This is a genomic window from Sporosarcina sp. P3 (assembly GCF_002743415.1).
GTDB classification, from domain to species: Bacteria; Bacillota; Bacilli; order Bacillales_A; family Planococcaceae; genus Sporosarcina; species Sporosarcina ureae_A.
The window spans coordinates 19,497-36,411 of sequence record NZ_PDZE01000017.1 but is presented as its reverse complement, the minus strand read 5'-3'; the positions used below and the strand labels follow the sequence as shown (position 1 = coordinate 36,411).

General features: G+C 39.5%; 12 protein-coding genes and 1 pseudogene. 9 read left to right on the top strand and 4 right to left on the bottom strand.

The annotated features are described in order from the left end of the window. Positions 1 to 279 precede the first annotated feature (279 nt). Positions 280 to 813, top strand: coding sequence for a peptide-methionine (S)-S-oxide reductase MsrA (msrA, locus tag CSV61_RS15510; RefSeq protein WP_369824402.1), 534 nt, complete (start codon positions 280 to 282; stop codon positions 811 to 813). Between the two features lie 311 nt (positions 814 to 1,124). Here msrA and CSV61_RS15505 read toward each other — a convergent pair whose 3' ends face one another. Beyond that, positions 1,125 to 1,640: a DUF421 domain-containing protein gene (locus CSV61_RS15505; RefSeq protein ID WP_099639967.1), complete on the bottom strand. Its 516-nt coding sequence runs from the start codon at positions 1,638 to 1,640 to the stop codon at positions 1,125 to 1,127. A 354-nt stretch (positions 1,641 to 1,994) separates the two neighbouring features. On the opposite strand from CSV61_RS15505, the gene CSV61_RS15500 reads away from it, so the two are divergent. Together CSV61_RS15500 and CSV61_RS15495 are read left to right on the top strand one after the other, a co-directional pair. Beyond that, positions 1,995 to 4,754 (top strand): EAL domain-containing protein, encoded by a 2,760-nt coding sequence (locus tag CSV61_RS15500; protein WP_099639966.1) that lies wholly within the window; start codon positions 1,995 to 1,997, stop codon positions 4,752 to 4,754. Continuing rightward, positions 4,751 to 6,388, top strand: a complete 1,638-nt coding sequence (locus CSV61_RS15495) for a thiamine pyrophosphate-binding protein (protein WP_099639965.1) — start codon at positions 4,751 to 4,753, stop codon at positions 6,386 to 6,388. Before CSV61_RS15500 ends, CSV61_RS15495 begins: the two co-directional genes overlap by 4 nt. Positions 6,389 to 6,440: 52 nt before the next feature. On the opposite strand, the gene CSV61_RS15490 is transcribed toward CSV61_RS15495, so the two are convergent. Then, the gene (locus CSV61_RS15490; RefSeq protein WP_099639964.1) at positions 6,441 to 7,178 is read right to left on the bottom strand and encodes a hypothetical protein; all 738 of its coding nucleotides are present in this window, start codon (positions 7,176 to 7,178) and stop codon (positions 6,441 to 6,443) included. 180 nt (positions 7,179 to 7,358) lie between these two features. After that, positions 7,359 to 8,681 (bottom strand): LLM class flavin-dependent oxidoreductase, encoded by a 1,323-nt coding sequence (locus CSV61_RS15485; protein WP_199173654.1) that lies wholly within the window; start codon positions 8,679 to 8,681, stop codon positions 7,359 to 7,361. A 526-nt stretch (positions 8,682 to 9,207) separates the two neighbouring features. Here CSV61_RS15485 and CSV61_RS15480 point away from each other — a divergent pair. From CSV61_RS15480 to CSV61_RS15460, 6 genes and pseudogenes are all read left to right on the top strand, one after another. Beyond that, on the top strand, positions 9,208 to 9,966 hold the full coding sequence (locus tag CSV61_RS15480; RefSeq protein ID WP_099639962.1) for a DeoR/GlpR family DNA-binding transcription regulator: 759 nt from the start codon (positions 9,208 to 9,210) through the stop codon (positions 9,964 to 9,966). A gap of 8 nt (positions 9,967 to 9,974) precedes the next feature. Further along, positions 9,975 to 10,596: pseudogene (locus CSV61_RS17140) on the top strand (four-carbon acid sugar kinase family protein); the annotation flags it as partial. Further along, a complete protein-coding gene (locus CSV61_RS17305) occupies positions 10,597 to 11,274 on the top strand; it encodes a nucleotide-binding domain containing protein (protein ID WP_369824403.1) in 678 nt (225 codons plus the stop codon). It begins immediately after the preceding pseudogene. Between the two features lies 1 nt (position 11,275). Continuing rightward, positions 11,276 to 12,289: a 4-hydroxythreonine-4-phosphate dehydrogenase PdxA gene (pdxA, locus tag CSV61_RS15470; RefSeq protein ID WP_099639961.1), complete on the top strand. Its 1,014-nt coding sequence runs from the start codon at positions 11,276 to 11,278 to the stop codon at positions 12,287 to 12,289. A 70-nt stretch (positions 12,290 to 12,359) separates the two neighbouring features. After that, entirely contained in the window at positions 12,360 to 13,733 is a 1,374-nt protein-coding gene (locus CSV61_RS15465) for a GntP family permease (protein WP_099639960.1), read from the top strand. Positions 13,734 to 14,702: 969 nt separating this feature from the next. Beyond that, complete coding sequence (locus CSV61_RS15460; protein WP_099639959.1) at positions 14,703 to 15,476, top strand: class II aldolase/adducin family protein; 774 nt, start codon at positions 14,703 to 14,705, stop codon at positions 15,474 to 15,476. A 242-nt stretch (positions 15,477 to 15,718) separates the two neighbouring features. Here the strand turns inward: CSV61_RS15460 and CSV61_RS15455 are convergent, their stop codons facing one another. Beyond that, positions 15,719 to 16,879, bottom strand: a complete 1,161-nt coding sequence (locus CSV61_RS15455) for an acyl-CoA dehydrogenase family protein (protein ID WP_099639958.1) — start codon at positions 16,877 to 16,879, stop codon at positions 15,719 to 15,721. Positions 16,880 to 16,915 lie beyond the last annotated feature (36 nt).

Below are 16,915 nucleotides of genomic sequence, written 5' to 3'. Positions count from 1 at the left end.
AAATGATCACAATCAATTAAGAAATAAGATGTCTTTTACCTAGATGATAGGATATGAAGCTAATTCTAATAAATACTTGTTATTACTAGATGAAACGTGAGAAAAAACGGTAGTATGGTACAAGAGATGTCCAATCAATAAGAAGTTAAAGAATTGTTTGGATGGTTGCCAACTTTCTTCAAAAGAGTAGATACATTGTTCATTTTGGAGGAGGTTGGGTACCGGTCTACTAAGTGAGTGATTTTGAACACGCGCATATATAAAAAGGGGATGTTAGCAATGGTTGAAAAGAATTTTGAAAAAGCGGCATTTGCAGGCGGATGCTTCTGGTGCATGGTGAAACCGTTTAAAGAATGGCCAGGCGTCCAAGATATCGTATCAGGGTATATGGGCGGGCACCTGGATAATCCGACGTATGAAGATGTGAAAAAAGGTACATCCGGTCATGTTGAAGTGGTTGAAATTACTTTTGATCCTGCCTTATTCCCATACGAGAAATTGCTCGAAGTCTTCTGGCAACAAATCGATCCGACAGACGCAGAAGGTCAATTTCACGACCGCGGCTCATCTTACACAACCGCCATTTTTTATTACACAGATGCGCAACGGAAAATTGCCGAGAAATCGAAAGCTGATCTAGCTGCAAGTGGCATTTTTACAAAGCCTATCGTTACAACAATCCGCCCTGCAGAAACTTTCTATCGGGCAGAAGAATACCATCAAGACTATTACATAAAAGAAAAGGAACATTACTCAGACAACCGTACACGTTCAGGGCGTGATGAATTCATTGCCAAGCACTGGAGAAAGTAATAGGCATGATAAAATGGGCGAGCGTTTGCATAAAACGCTGCCCTTATTTTATTTGAAGTAGAGATTAATACAAAGTACTCGTGTTCCATTCAACTCTGAATTCAAAAGACGACACTACTTTAATATTTATGAAAGCATAGTCCACAGTACTTTTTCATGTGCACGGTAACTGCTTTTTACTTCTTGATGAAGAACTCATCTTTTTAGTAAGTTCCTCTTATAACTATCTAATCAATTAATGTGTACATCATCGAAGTTCATTTGATAGTAAGTACCGGTGAAAACAATCATGAACGTTAAACGAATGCTCTTTACCTACTATCTTTTTTAAGGTTGGAGAGAGTAGAAAGAGAGGTTTTATCTTTAGATTGAATGACAGAAATACTGCCATCCGTTTCTAGTATAACGGCCGTCGCCTCATCAAGAGAACCTAAACCATTGGAACGTGCTGCTTGGAATATTTCCTCTTCCAAAATACGTTCTGATTCCATTGTTTCCTTCAAAAAACAGCCTTCATAAAACAATAATTTTGGATCTGATTTAATTAGTTTGCTAATAACTCGGAATCGAACAGATGACCAGGCAACTAGATATTGCATACCTATCAGAACAATAAAAGCGGTCAAGCCTTCCGAAAGAGCTACGTCTTTACTTAATAAAATGGTGGCTAAGATTGACCCTAATGCGACGGTCACAACGAAGTCGAAAGCATTCATCTTCGAAAGCGTACGCTTACCTGATATACGTAAAATGACAATCAATCCTATATAGCTTAAAACACCGACTACAACCGTTCGGAGAAGAGTTTCCCATCCATTAAAGAACATACTACACCTCGAATATTTGACATAGTTAGTCTATCATTTCCCCACAACATTGTGATGAAACTTCTTCACGGATACTTTATAGGCGAAGTAATATCCTTGTTCAGTGCTAAACATATAAATGTGTATCTTTTTGGGAACCACTTGTAAACTAAAGGAGTATGTTGTGAACACTACTTTGTGCTTATACAAAATATTCCTGTTCGTTATATATTTAATATAGCTGGATTCCATCTATTTTAAGTCCACTTGGAATATGTAGTCGAATAATAGAGTGAGATGTTATTTCTCGATGCAGATGAAGGTATCTACTACACTATAAGTAAAGAATATACTTAAGTGGAAGAGGAGGTATGAATAGTGAAAGATCAAACAAGATATCTTCGTCTAGCGAATATAACAAAGTTGATAAATTCGAGGCTAGAGTTAAGGGAAGTACTGAATCACGTGGTCACTGCTATATCAGAGGAGATTGTCCGATGTGATTCGGTCGGAATTTATTTGCCACAACAAGATGGGTCATTTAGGGGGTTCGTCGGAAAACCTGAAGTGATCAATGGTATGACACTCGATATGCATGTAATTGATACCGACTTCGATTTACTGGCGAAAGAAGTAATTGAAACGAAAAGAACGATATATATACCGGATACATCCAAAGACCATCGACCCGATCCAAGAGCAGTTGAAGGATTTAAGATAAAATCTTTATTAGTTTTACCTATTACTGTAGAGACGGAATTATTTGGACTAGTATTCTTGTTTGACTATGGAATACCAATGAATTTAACGGAGCTTGAGATTCAAACAGTTCAGTCCTATGTCAATATGGCTGCTGTCGCTATTCAAAATGCCAAGCTGCTAACAAATAAAGAAGAACTTATTCAGGAAAAGCAATTACTGTTAGATATCACTCGGAAGTTATCCATGTGTTCTACCATGCAGGAGGCGCTGGATATATGTTTTCTATATATAGAAAGAGTGCTTGGAAACAATAATATAGGTGTGCATTTAATCGATCCATCAGTGCATATGAAGATTAAGCCTACAACCATTAATCGTACTAGTGATTGGTCTGCAGAAGCGTGGGTGAAGTCTCATGACGAGATAAAGTTTGACGATGAAAACGATAAAGTGTTCCAAGAAGTGATCGCTACTAGAAAAGCAGAACTCATTCCTGATGTCTTTGCAGATGATCGAGTGAATCATAAGGTATGTCGGTATTTTGGTATTCAATCGATGTTTATTCTTCCAATCGTTTCCATGGGGAAAGTATTAGGTTTAATAGTCATTGCAGATCTTCAACAAAAAAACCCAAATTACTCCCAGGCCAGTCAGCAACTGACGCAATCTATTGTTGATACAACAGCTTCCACTTTATTGAACTTATTGAATATGGAAAAACAAGAGTTGATTATAGAACAGCGGACTATAGAGATCACGGAAAAGAACAACGAACTAGAAGCGGCGATGAAAGAGTTACAGCGGATAAGTCGAGAGAAAGAACTGATTCTTCATTCAGCAGGTGAAGGGATATTCGGGTTGGATCTACATGGTATCATCACATTTTGTAATCCTGCTGCCGCCATGATGCTAGGGTATAAGATGAAGAACGAGCTAATAGGAAAGCCCGTCAGTATTATTTATAATGAAAACCATACGAAAAAAGATGAAGTTATATTTTTTAGGCAAGATCAGTCCAGCTTCCCAGTGGAATATGTTAGATCATCCATCAGAGAAGGAGATAGGATCGTTGGGAATGTCGTGACATTTAAAGATATTTCTGAAAGAAAAAAGATGGAGAAAGAAATTAGATACCATGCATATTATGATAGCTTGACCAACTTACCCAACCGGGTGCTCTTAAAAGATCGCATGGAACAGGGGTTGAGTTTTGCTCATGCTACCGAAGAAAAAGCAGCTGTACTGTTCATGGACTTAGATCGTTTCAAATCAGTCAATGATTTATTAGGACATAGTTATGGTGATATTTTATTGGCACATGTAGCAAGGCGTATATGCGCATGTCTCCCTGAAGGCGCTACAGCTTCTCGTCAAGGTGGGGACGAATTTATAATTTACTTGCCTTGTATTGTATCCGAAGCAGAAGTGATAGAGGTGGCCGATAAGATTGTTGATCAATTCAACAGGCCGTTCAATCTAAAAGGACTTGAAATGCATATTCATAGCAGTATAGGGATCAGTTTATTTCCACAAGATGGACAGACGGCAGAATTATTGATAAAAAATGCCGATATCGCGATGTATCAGTCTAAAACCGTGTCTGGCAGCAGTTATCAATTTTATCATTTGGCGATGGATATCAAGACATTTGAAAATGTACAGTTTGAAAATGCTTTATATAAAGCGCTTGATCGTGAGGAGTTGGAACTTTATTATCAACCTCAAATTGATTATAATTCACGTACTATCATCGGAACAGAAGCGTTATTGAGGTGGAATCATTCAACAGAAGGATTAATATCGCCAAATAGGTTTATTCCGTTGGCCGAGGAGACGGGCTTGATCGTACCTATCGGTGAATGGGTGATTAGAAGTGCGTGTAACCAAATCAAGAAGTGGCAAGAGAAAGGATATCCACCGATTGTAGTATCCGTAAATTTATCGGCACGTCAGTTTGAGCAAAATAATTTATTCCAAACGGTTAAAGGTATATTAGATGAGGTAGGGGTATCACCGGAACTTTTATGTCTTGAAATTACCGAGAACCAAATTATTAAAAATACAGAACTAACTATCCAGACAATGAAAGAATTACAAGCAATCGGCATCAAAATGTCCATTGATGACTTTGGTACAGGCTATTCTTCTTTAGGTTATTTAAAAAACTTGCCAATCAATGCATTAAAAATAGATAAATCCTTTATTCAAGAATTGAACAGTACTGACGACAATTCAGCCATCGCGAATACAATTATTACATTGGCAAAAAATCTAGGATTGGACCTAGTTGCTGAAGGTGTCGAAACGCTGGAACAAGCCGAATTTTTAGCTGCAAGAGAATGTTACATTATGCAAGGTTATTATTTTAATGTGCCATTGAAAGTGAATGAATTCGAAAGCACATATCTGGCTACTAAAGGAGAGTTTTTATGAAAGCTATTCGAACAGTATTGGATTATTTAAGAGCTAGTGGCGTAAAACACGTTTTTGGCATCCCGGCTGGCTCAGTCAATGCATTTTTTGATGAGTTGTATGAAATACCTGAACTAACGCCGATTGTGACGAAGCATGAAGGCGCAGCTTCTTACATGGCAGTTGCATATGCCAAATATACGGCTACTATGAGTGTTTGTATTGGATGCAGTGGACCTGGTGGTACTAATCTCCTGACTGGTGCTGCCAATGCCATGCGTGAACATATCCCTGTATTGTTTTTGACGGGTGCAGTTCCTGTCGATACTGTTGGTTTAAATGCTTCTCAAGAATTGAATGCGGAACCGCTCTTTAGATCAGTGACAAAGTATAGTGTAACTGTAACGGATTCGAAAGACTTGCTTGGCGAAGTAGCAAAGGCATGTGAAATAGCGATTTCTGGTGTGCCAGGTCCTGTCCATGTCGCTATGCCGATAGATATCCAAATCAATCAAATTGAAGCTCTTGAAATACCGAAACTGCCAAGAAGAGCGCCGATTGTTCCAGATCAAAATACTATACAGTCTGTTGCGAGAGAGCTTGCCGATAAACGAGATGGATATATCTTTGTAGGACAAGGTATTAGGCACTCTGTCGATCCGTTACTTGAGTTGGCGGAGATACTTGGTTGGCCGATCATTACAACACCACAAGCAAAGGGGTATATTACGGACGATCATCCACTCCTCGCTGGGGTATTCGGTTTTGCCGGTCATGACGAAGCCTCTGCACTCATCAATGGAACAGATGGCGAAACTCTACTAGTGGTAGGATCTAGCTTAGGCGAGACAGCTACGAATAACTGGAACATCAATCTCAATGAAAATCGGTACACTATTCAATTAGACTACGATTCTTCCGTTTTTAATCGAAAATATGAAGTAGATATTGCGGTGTTGGGAGACATAGATTTAAGCTTGGCGGCATTGCTAGATGAACTAAAAAAAATACACGTGCCGATGAAAAATCCAGCAGTTAGTAAGCGAGAAATAAAGAGGAAGGATCAAGAAGAGTACAATACGAAAAATATCTTGATGCGTCTGCAAAAATACGTACCTCGCAATACTAGATATACCGTAGATATAGGCGAGTTCATGGCGTATATCATTCACGATATGAACGTAGTAGAGTCCGATTCATTTGACATTAATGTGCACTTTGGGGCGATGGGGAGCGGTATAGGTTCTGCAATTGGATCGAAGCTTGCTGAACCTGAACGTCCAGTAGTTTGCGTTACGGGAGATGGGAGTTTCTTCATGCACGGTATGGAAATCCTTACCGCAAAAGAACATAAGTTACCGATTTTATTTGTTGTCATGAATAATGCGCGCTTAGGAATGGTCTATCATGGACATTCATTGCAATATAAACGCTCCCACCCATCATTTGAGCAAGAACCTGTGAATATTGCAGCTATGGCTGCGGTCATGAACATACCGAGTAAACGTATCGAAGCGTTGGAAGATCTGACTCAAGGAGTAATAGACGAGCTTATGAATGTCGAGGGGCCGTCAGTCCTTGAAGTTTCTTTAATAGATCATACAATACCTCCAATGGGAGATCGCGTGAAGTTTCTATCTTCTTTTGGAAAGTGAATAATCCGGAGAGAGTTACTTGTTTGCCTCCTCTCCGGGTTATCTTTCCCAGTCAGATAGACTGGTATAATGCATTTGTGACTTCAATGACTGCATCTATTGTTTTACCTTTAAATGCATTGGACACGGAAAGACCTGAAGGATTTGAATAGTAATACGCCCCTTCTTGTGGATTATAACGGTAGCCAAGGTTGGCTAAAGATTGTTGTAATTCAGTCGGTATGTTTTTCAATCCCGTCCGCTCCTTGAAGTAGTTTGTGCCGTATATTTTTACGTCGATATCCTTAGTTCCAGTATGAATAACAAATAAATCATTTGCATCTTTCACTAGCCACTGGCCTTTAGAATACAAAGAAATCTTGGTCTTGCCTAATCCGTCAATTCCATCCAGATTCATACCGAAATAGTGGTTAATCATTGTACGGATCTCGTCACCTGTCACGCGATGATGATGATGTGCCAAATATAAATCTAGAATGATTTGTGAAGGGAAATTGGTGCTCGTTTCTAAATCCGTTGATGGGGGAATTTCGAAAGTACCAATTTTCTCTTTGGTTAACACGGGAACTCGTTCTAAGCGGAATTTAAAAGCTTGTGCAATTGCTTCGTAAATGACTGAACTGGTTACTTTAGTTCTATATTGATCAATATACCTATCCATTACATCAGTTTTTGCCAACTTGCTGATGTAGTCAGTTACTTCCGCTTCCGATAAGCATGGATCCAATTGATGCGAATGTTTTATGATGTCCTGAATTTCATCAGAATACGTAATCGGAGCACTTTTCATACGAAACCTCCTCTTTAGAAAACATACTTATTATTCATTAAATAATCATACAGTAAAAAAGAGGAAATGTACTAAGATTTTTGAAATAGAACTGTCATTGGGATCTCGCTAGGTTTGACTTTGTCCAGCTGAACGTACGATATTATTTTACACTTCAACCAAACGAGTGCAAAAAATTATCTAGTTTAGTGAATGGTAGTTTTCCACGTAAGGCAACTCTAAATTCTTCCGCAAAGTAGTCCCCTCATAATTTGTCCGAAAAATCCCGCGTTTTTGAAGGATGGGAACAACTTCATCCACAAATGCTTCTAATTCGCTTGGTAAATTTGGAATCAGCATAAAACCGTCAGCCCCATTCTGTTCGTACCAAGCCTCGATCAAATGGGCGACTTGTCTCGCAGTACCCATAAAAGGTGTGCGCGGTGTGGCTTCTCTTGAAGCTACTTGACGCAAGGTTAAATTTTGCCTGCGTGCTTCAATCTTAATACGATCCGTATCACTCCTGAAACTATTTTGCCCAATGCTTCCGATATCGGGAAAAGGTGCATCCAATGGATATTGGGAAAAGTCATGATGTTCAAAAAGTCGGCCTAAAAAAGCGAGAGCCTGCTCAATTGTCACCAAACTGGCAAGTTCACTGAATTTTCGTTCTGCTTCCTCTTCTGTATTTCCAATAATGGGACTGATTCCTTGTAGAACCATAACGTCATCAGGGTTACGTCCCAGAGCAGTCGCTTGCTCTTTTACATCTTTATAATAGCGTTGCGCTTCTTCTAAAGTAGGCATAATCGCGAAAACTGCATCCGCTTCTTGTGCAGAAAACGCAATGCCTGCTTTTGATGAGCCAGCCTGAAATATTACCGGCTGTCCTTGTACTGAACGACCGATATTCAGTGGTCCTCGTACAGAAAAGAATTCGCCTTCATAATTCAACGTATGTAATTTAGTTGGCTCAAAAAATTGCCCGGTCTCTTTATTGCGTATAAAAGCATCCTCTTCCCAGGAATTCCATAAGCCTTTCATGATCTTCACAAACTCGGCTGCCATCCGGTAACGCGCGGCATGACTTGGATGATCTTTAACCTCCTTACTAAAATTTAATGCCGCTTTTTCCAACCCCGACGTCACCGCATTCCATCCTGCCCGTCCGTTACTTAACATATCAAGTGAAGCAAATTGCCTCGCTGCAGAAAAAGGTTCGCTATAGGTCGTCGATAATGTGCCGACTAATCCAATGTGCGCCGTCACTGCTGCCAATGCAGAAAGTATCGTGAGTGGTTCGAATCGATTCAGATAATGTGGATTTGATTTTTCATTGATGTATAAAGCATCTGCGATGAAAACAAAATCAAATTTTCCGCGTTCTGACGTTTGGGCTTGTTGTTTATAAAATTCAAAACTTATACTTGCGTCCGATGGCATAGCAGGATGTCGCCAATCTGAAATTTTCTCACCGACACCGTGGATCATCGTTCCTAGTTTCAATTTCTTTCTCACATGCATCTTCCTTTCTAGTCATGTGGATTGTTGTGTTTGAATCATCTATTATTCTAAATTATCACTCCTGTCATGACCTATGTCAAGACAGTGTTTTGTATACCAGCATGTGATGCAGTTCGGTTAGGCATTCAATTACTGAAATCCAGGTGGAGGATTAATGTATATGGATAGTACGATAATTGAGTAATTCCGTGATCTTCCATAGGCATAAATTTTATATCATTTATGCAGCGAAATTTCGTATGTGTTTAAGTAGAGGTACTTCCTAATGATGTTGAAAGGTAAGCTTTTGACGTTAAGCCAGTGTCATACCATCTCTTTATACTGTGCGGAAACGTTCACTTCATACGAAATACTAACTAATCCAACTACATTGTCACATTATATTTTCATATTTTATGTAAATACTATAATCATTGAAAGAAAATAACAATAAACGATTGACTTATTTGTTTGAAAGTAACATAATTATGTTTATATAGAACATAATATTGATTACGATGAACATAGCAGGTAGGGGGTCATAGGATTGTCTCCAAAAGAACGAAGATCGAGAATAATGGAATCGCTTGCAACAGAAGGACGAGTAGATATCATCCAACTCTCGGAAGTATTGAATGTAACGCCTATGACGATACGAAGGGATTTCGATGTACTAGAGAAGCAGAACAAGCTGATTCGCACACATGGCGGCGCTGTTCCTTCACAGGCGCTCATTCATGAAAAGACGTTTGAACTAAAGTCCAATATTTCTGTACAGGAAAAGAAGATGATTGCAAAACATGCGGTCTCTTTTGTGAGGGACGGCATGACAGTGCTCATCGATTCAGGGACTACTACGCTGGAAATTGCACGGTTATTGAAAACACATGAACAGATCACAGTAATTACAAATGATATAAAAATAGCGGCTGAGCTGATGGGCAGCAAATTGGAAGTAATCATTATGGGAGGCCGGTTACAGACGGAAACAGGAACGCTGTATGGTTCATTGACAGAAAATATCTTGAAATCAATCCATGTCGATTTGTTCTTTTTGGGTGCAAATGCGATCCACAGTTCGTTTGGTATTACTACACCTACAATCGATAAGTCCTCGTTGAAGCGGACGATGATTAGAACAGCTACAGAAACAATACTTGTAGCAGATTCAACAAAATTTAATCAGAAAGCATTCTCCAAAGTCTGTGATCTAGAAGACGTTTCCACGATCATTACAGATGAGCAATTATCGGAAGAACTGATGGAGAAATATAGCGAATTGGTAGAAATCATTATTGCAGAGTAGGTGAGTATATGAAGATCGGAATAATCGCAGATGATTTGACAGGTGCGAACGCTACAGGTGTCCGTCTTGCCAAAGTGGGATTCAAGAGCGCTACGATTATTTTTGGTGCAAATGTGCCGATATCGGACAAGTTCACATCAATCTGTGTAGATACAGACAGCAGGTATGTAGATTCTGCTGTTGCGAAAGAACGTGTTCAAGATACCTTCAAGCAACTTCAACTTTGGGGAGCGGATGTAATAGCTAAGCGGATTGACAGTACGATTCGGGGCAATATTGGTTCCGAAATTGACGCATTGCTTACTAGTACAGGGGAAGAAAGCGTAGCTATTGTCGTTGCTTCTTATCCTGACTCAGGGCGAGTTACATCTGGCGGCTATCTATTAGTGAGGTGTACCAGTCCAGGAAACTGACGTGGCAAAAGATCCGATGAACCCAATTGACAAATCATTTGTGCCGGCAGTGATTGCGGAGCAGAGCCAACATGAAATCGGACATATTGGATTAGGGGATGTCTTACAAGGAAAAACTAAAATTACCGCTTCTTTGTTGGCGCAAATCAATGCGGGTAAGAGAATCATTGTAATCGATGCAGTTACGAATGAAGAGATTAGCAATATCGCGGAATCAATGGCAATGATAGAGGAACGTACGTTATTTCCTGTCGATCCAGGCCCGCTATCCGCGGCTTTTGCGCGTGTATTGACTAGACGAAGTCTGTACAAGAACAGATATATTGTCACAGTAGGGAGTGTTACCAGTCTAACCGGCCGACAATTGCGCTATTTAATGGATAAAACAAATTCTTCACCTGTTTATGTGGACGCATCGCAATTGGCAACGAAAACAAGTAAATGGGACGTTGAAGTGAAGCGTGCAACAGACGAAGGAATGAAGAAGCTGAAAGAACAGGAAGTTTTAATCATAACGACACTGTCTCCGACTTCAAAAACCCTGTCGCTGGCAGATATTGCAAAAGAAGAAATCACCACTGAAGAATTGCTTGCGAAGCGGATTACTTCAGGCCTTGCGAAAGTAACGCATTCAATCATACAAAATAGTGATCTGAAAATCGACGGTACATTTTCCAGTGGCGGTGATGTTACAGCAGCGTTATTTACGATTAGCGGTGCCGAAGCAATTCAACTTGATGAAGAGGTGATACCGTTGGCTGCATATGGTAAATTCATCGGGGGTACGTTTGATGGCATCCCGGTTGTGACAAAAGGTGGCATGGTCGGTGAAAAGCAGTCGATCTATAAATGCCTTATTTATCTACAAACAAAAAATGATGAAGGACGTGTTTAATATGACAAACGAACGTAAAATTATAGCAATTCCAATGGGTGACGCAGCAGGAATCGGACCGGAAATTACCGTGAAGTCTTTAGCAAAGCAAGAGATTTATGAAATGTGTAATCCGCTCGTTGTTGGTGATGCAGATGTTATTAAAAAAGCAATTGGTGTAACAGAAACCGATTTACACGTGAACATTGTTTCTAATCCAAAAGAAGGGAAGTATGAATTCGGAACAGTAGACGTGTTAGATCTGAACAATATTGACATTGATGCATTGGAGCCAGGAAAAGTACAGGCGCAATGTGGACAAGCTGCTTTTGAGTTCATCAAGAAATCAGTGGATCTCGCTATGGCAGATGAAGTAGCGGCAATCGCTACAACGCCAATTAATAAAGAATCATTAAAAGCAGCAAACGTTCCGTATATCGGTCACACTGAAATGCTTGAAGACTTGGGCGGAGCACCTGATCCATTAACCATGTTCCAAGTAAACGGAATGAGAATTTTCTTCTTGACACGTCACGTTTCTTTAAATGAGGCAATTTCCCAAATGACGAAAGAACGTGTTCGTGATTACCTGAGCCGTTGTGACAAAGCATTGCAGCGTCTAGGTGTGGAAGATCGTAAGTTGGCAGTCGCTGGGTTGAATCCACACAGTGGTGAAGGCGGTCTGTTCGGCATGGAAGAAGTAAATGAAATTGGACCGGGTGTCGAAGCAGCTAAAGCGGATGGCATTGATGCATACGGCCCTATTCCAGCAGATTCTGTTTTCTTCCAGGCGTTGAATGGTAAATATGATGCGGTCCTTTCCCTTTATCATGACCAAGGGCATATTGCTGCAAAAATGACAGATTTCCACCGAACCATTTCTATTACGAATGGACTTCCGTTCCTGCGTACTTCAGTTGACCACGGAACAGCATTTGATATTGCTTGGAAAAACATTGCGGCAAGCGTAAGTATGGAAGAATGTATTAAGCTAGCGGCTGAATATGCACCAAAGTTTACAAGAGAATCTCTTTAATATAAACCGTTGAAAGAGGGGGGACCCTCTTTCAACAACTTAATTTAATCAGAAATTGGGGGGGATACAGATGACACCAGAAATGCAAATGATTGTTGGACTCGTAATCGGTGTAGCTGCACTAATTTTACTTGTTTTAAAAACGAAGATCCACGCATTTTTAGCTTTGATCATTGCAGCTTCATTAACGGGTTTAATCGGCGGGATGAATCCGATTGAGGTTTCTACTACAATATCTAAAGGTTTCGGGAACACGCTTGGCTCTATCGGTATTGTTGTCGGCTTTGGGGTAATGATTGGTAGAATTTTAGAAGTGTCAGGGGCAGCAGAGCGTTTGGCTTATAGTCTTATACGTTTTGTTGGTAAACGCAAGGAAGAATGGGCGATGGCGATTGCTGGTTATATTGTCTCCATTCCTATATTCGTGGACTCGGCGTTTGTCATTTTGAACCCACTAGTGAAAGCGCTGTCAAGAAAAACAGGGAAATCTGTCATCACCCTAGGTGTTGCGCTTGCCGTCGGCTTAGTCGCAACGCATCATGCTGTACCGCCAACACCAGGACCACTTGGCGTAGCAGGTATATTCGGTGTGGATATCGGCCTGATGATAGCGTGGGGATTGTTGTTCTCAATTCCGATTATCATTTCTGGTGTGTTATACGCAAAATGGGTCGGTAAACGAATCTATCAAATCCCAACAGAAGACGGTCTCGATTTCGAAAGACCTGACGAGCCTATGGCGTATCAGGAGCTTGTGAGGTTGACTGATGAACGAAATAAGGAACTACCTTCTTTGTTTCGCTCCATGATTCCGATTTTATTACCGATTATTCTTATATTCTTGAATACAACATTCGTTGCTATGGGTTTGACGGGCGGGTGGATTGATTATCTATTATTCTTAGGTCAGCCGATTATAGCGGTAGGTTTATCTTTAGTTTCGGCAATATATTTATTGGCAGGCCACTTAAAGAGAGAAGATGCACTTGGTCGTATGGAAGAAGGAATGGTTACAGCAGGTATTATCTTACTCGTAACTGGAGCTGGTGGTGCGCTAGGACAAGTTCTTCGTGATAGTGGAGCAGGGGACTATATAGCACAGCAAGTAGCATTACTTCCTTTACCGGCAGTACTTGTACCATTCTTCATAGCTACACTTGTTCGCTTAATCCAAGGAAGCGGAACAGTTGCTATGATTACAGCAGCATCCATTTCTGCACCTATTGTTGTGAATTTGGATGTTAATATGGCTCTTGCCGCGCAAGCTGCTGCATTAGGTGCAATGATCTTCTCGTACTTCAATGATAGTATGTTTTGGGTTGTCAACCGTATGCTTGGTGTCAAGGAAGTGAAGGAACAAGTCATGGTTTGGTCAGTTCCAACCACGATTGCATGGGCAGTGTCATTAGTGTGTATTTTGATTGCTAATATGTTTGTAGGATGAGTAAAGTCAAAACAGCCAACCTTTTTTATATCGGGTGGCTGTTTTTTTATAAAAATAATGTCCATGTTAAAACTGTGGATGCTTAAATACTTATTATGATTTCTCATGCGGCATTATATTTAGTAGTGAGTAATTTACAGAACATTACATTGTTTAGGATAAGAGAAAAATGATTAATTAAGTAAAAATTATGTGTTTTTAACTCGCCAACGTCGAAAGTTTATGCTATCATAGAAAAAAGTTTCCGTATAAGGAAACTTTGGAGGAGCAAAAAAGGAGGTAGAATAAAAAGATAACTATTCATTGTTCTCGATACGATAAATATTCTATCCTTGGATCTTTAAACTTTAGTAAAATATTAGGATGTTATTTCATGAACCTGAAAATTGGTATATATGAAAAAGCTTATCTATCAAAGTGTTTGAAAACATGGGAAAAAGAGTATGTAGTGGCCGCGCAGAAATATAAACCTAGAGAAGCTACTAAGAACTATACAACCGAATATACTTTTAGGAATTCCAAAGTATAGTGTCTTACGTGTTTGTTTTTGACATAACCTTCATAATTGCTCGGTATCGGATTTTGGATGCTGTGCATTATAAAAGGACTTCTAAATTCCTAATAAAATATAGAAATTGACATAGCTGTGAAGGTAATTTACATATATATCTCCATAGTAATTATTTCATGGGACGTATTTCAGGTTGGACCAGACAGGTTATACTACGCATCGATACTGAATAATTGGCTGTGATGTTTTATGTGGCCAGTTTATCTCAGTTTTATGAGTAAACAAACGATTTCAATGTTGCCAATATTAAAACAACCCATTCGATCCCTTTTTGAATGCAGCACTAACACTTTAAAGATTTATGTTTTAAAATTTCGCTTGAAAGTTTATTTAATAGAGCTTTACTCAATTCAAGCTAATAATCAAAACAAAATATATTTATGGAGGTAAGAGACATTATGAAAGCAGAATTTACTTTTCCAACACCACCGAAGTTTGAAACATTTGAGGAAGAACGAACACATATAAAAGAAAGGTTGGCAGGAGCATTTAGATTATTTTCACGTTTTGGGTTTGATAATGGTATAGCTGGCCATATGACAGTAAGAGATCCTGAACATCCTGAATTATTTTGGGTAAATCCTTTTGGAAAACACTTCAGTCAAATGAAGGTGTCAGATTTAGTACTAGCTAACTTTAAAGGAGAAATTATCGATGGAAAGAAAGATGCTGTGGTTAATGCCGCAGGGTTAGCAATCCACTCTCAAATTCATGAGGCATTGCCACATGTACAAGCTGTAACCCATGCCCATTCTACGTACGGCACGACCTGGTCAGCGTTAGGAAGAGCATTGGATCCAATATCTCAAGATTCCTGTGTGTTTTTTAATAGACATGGTCTATATGAAGAATTCAATGGGGTAGTATTAGATTATAATGAAGGGAAAAAGTTAGGCGAGTTGCTTGAAAACCAGAAAGCGTTAATACTACAAAATCATGGACTATTAACTGTTGGTGAAACAATTGATGAAGCTGCTTGGTGGTTTATAACTATGGAGAAGTGTTGTCAGCAACAATTAATGGCAGAGGCTGTGGGAACCCCCAAAATTATATCCGATGAAGTTGCGGAAGATACAGCACAAGAATTAGGAACATCATTAGCTGGATGGTTTAGTTTTCAGCCACTGTGGGAACGAATTACAAACGAACAACCAGATTTCCTAGAGAAGTAATTTACTATCGGTGTACGATACCTAACTGATAGACTATTAATAATAAGCTTTATTCGTCAGCAACAATTAGCGCCCACCTATTTTTCAGGGGGCGCTGTTTTAGATTGAAAAAGACTACGTATATGTGTAAACAACAATGAATGTTACAGAATGCATAAAAGTAAAGTACCATTATACAGAAGAGTATTATATGGCAAATGAATCGTCGAGATCAAGTTGTTTGAAATCGTATTCACTTTTTATTACTTCATCGTAGCCTTTTTCATCGATTGAATCGCTTTATTAGCCATTTTAGAAATAACGACATCGTTCATCGGGGGATTGTATAATCCTGCTCTGACATTTAAATAATACCGGTGCATTGGATTTGATTCGGATAAAGCACGAGAACCGACAATTTCCATGGCTGTATTAACAATCGAGATAGCGGCACTTGTGACAGCGATTTTCGTTACATCTAGTGACTCTTCAAACGTTGTTTTATCCGTCGCAGCTTCATAGCGTTCGATCGTTCCGTATAATAAATGTCTTGCAGTAGACAACTCCAGCTCCATATCACCGATCTTCTGACTAATGGATGGTACTTCGGCAATGGGTTTTCCAAGTGAGACAGGCACGTAGGAAGTGGCAAATTCAAGTGCATAGTTTCTTGCTGCCGCTGCAATGCCGATATAACAAGCAGGAATATGCAGTAACCAACCTTTTGACACAGGTTCAACGGGTTTATTTTTCTTCAAGATATTTGACCTCGGCACACGCACATTGTTAAATACGACTGTATCACTCGCTGTACCTCGCATTGCTAAACTATCCCATGACTGTTCGATAGACACACCAGTAGCTGTACGGGGAATCATAATGTGCTCTACTTCTTTTTCTTCAGTCGTTGTAGAAACAAGAAAGTAATCGAGAACTGGAGAGAGTGAAGCATACGTTTTTTCGCCATTAATGAGTAAATCGTCACCGTCAGCAACTGCATTCGTTTGTGGTAAACCTCCTCGCGTCGGACTTCCAGTATTATTTTCAGTGCCAAGCGAGTTGATGAGGGCACCTTTTCGTATTTCTTCTACTAAAAATTGTCCGGCCTTTTCATTCCAGTGACGGTTTTCTGCATATTCAAGTACAATTCCATTATGCCAACCAATCGATAAACCAGTCGAGCCACTACCTTCAGAAATAGCTTCTTGCGCTAGTATATATTCATACAATCCAAAACCTTGCCCGCCATTTTCTCTCGGTAATGTTAATAGATGATAATCTATTTGTTTAAGTTCTTCTATATCTTTAAAAGGAAATGAGCCTAGCGTATCTAGCTCTGGCTCACGTGCTTTAAATGAAGGCTTTAACTTTTCGATTTGTTCTATTAACTTTCTCTGTGCTGGTGTTTTTACAAATGAATGCATGACTATCTATCCTCTCAATTCAAAATATTGTTCGTT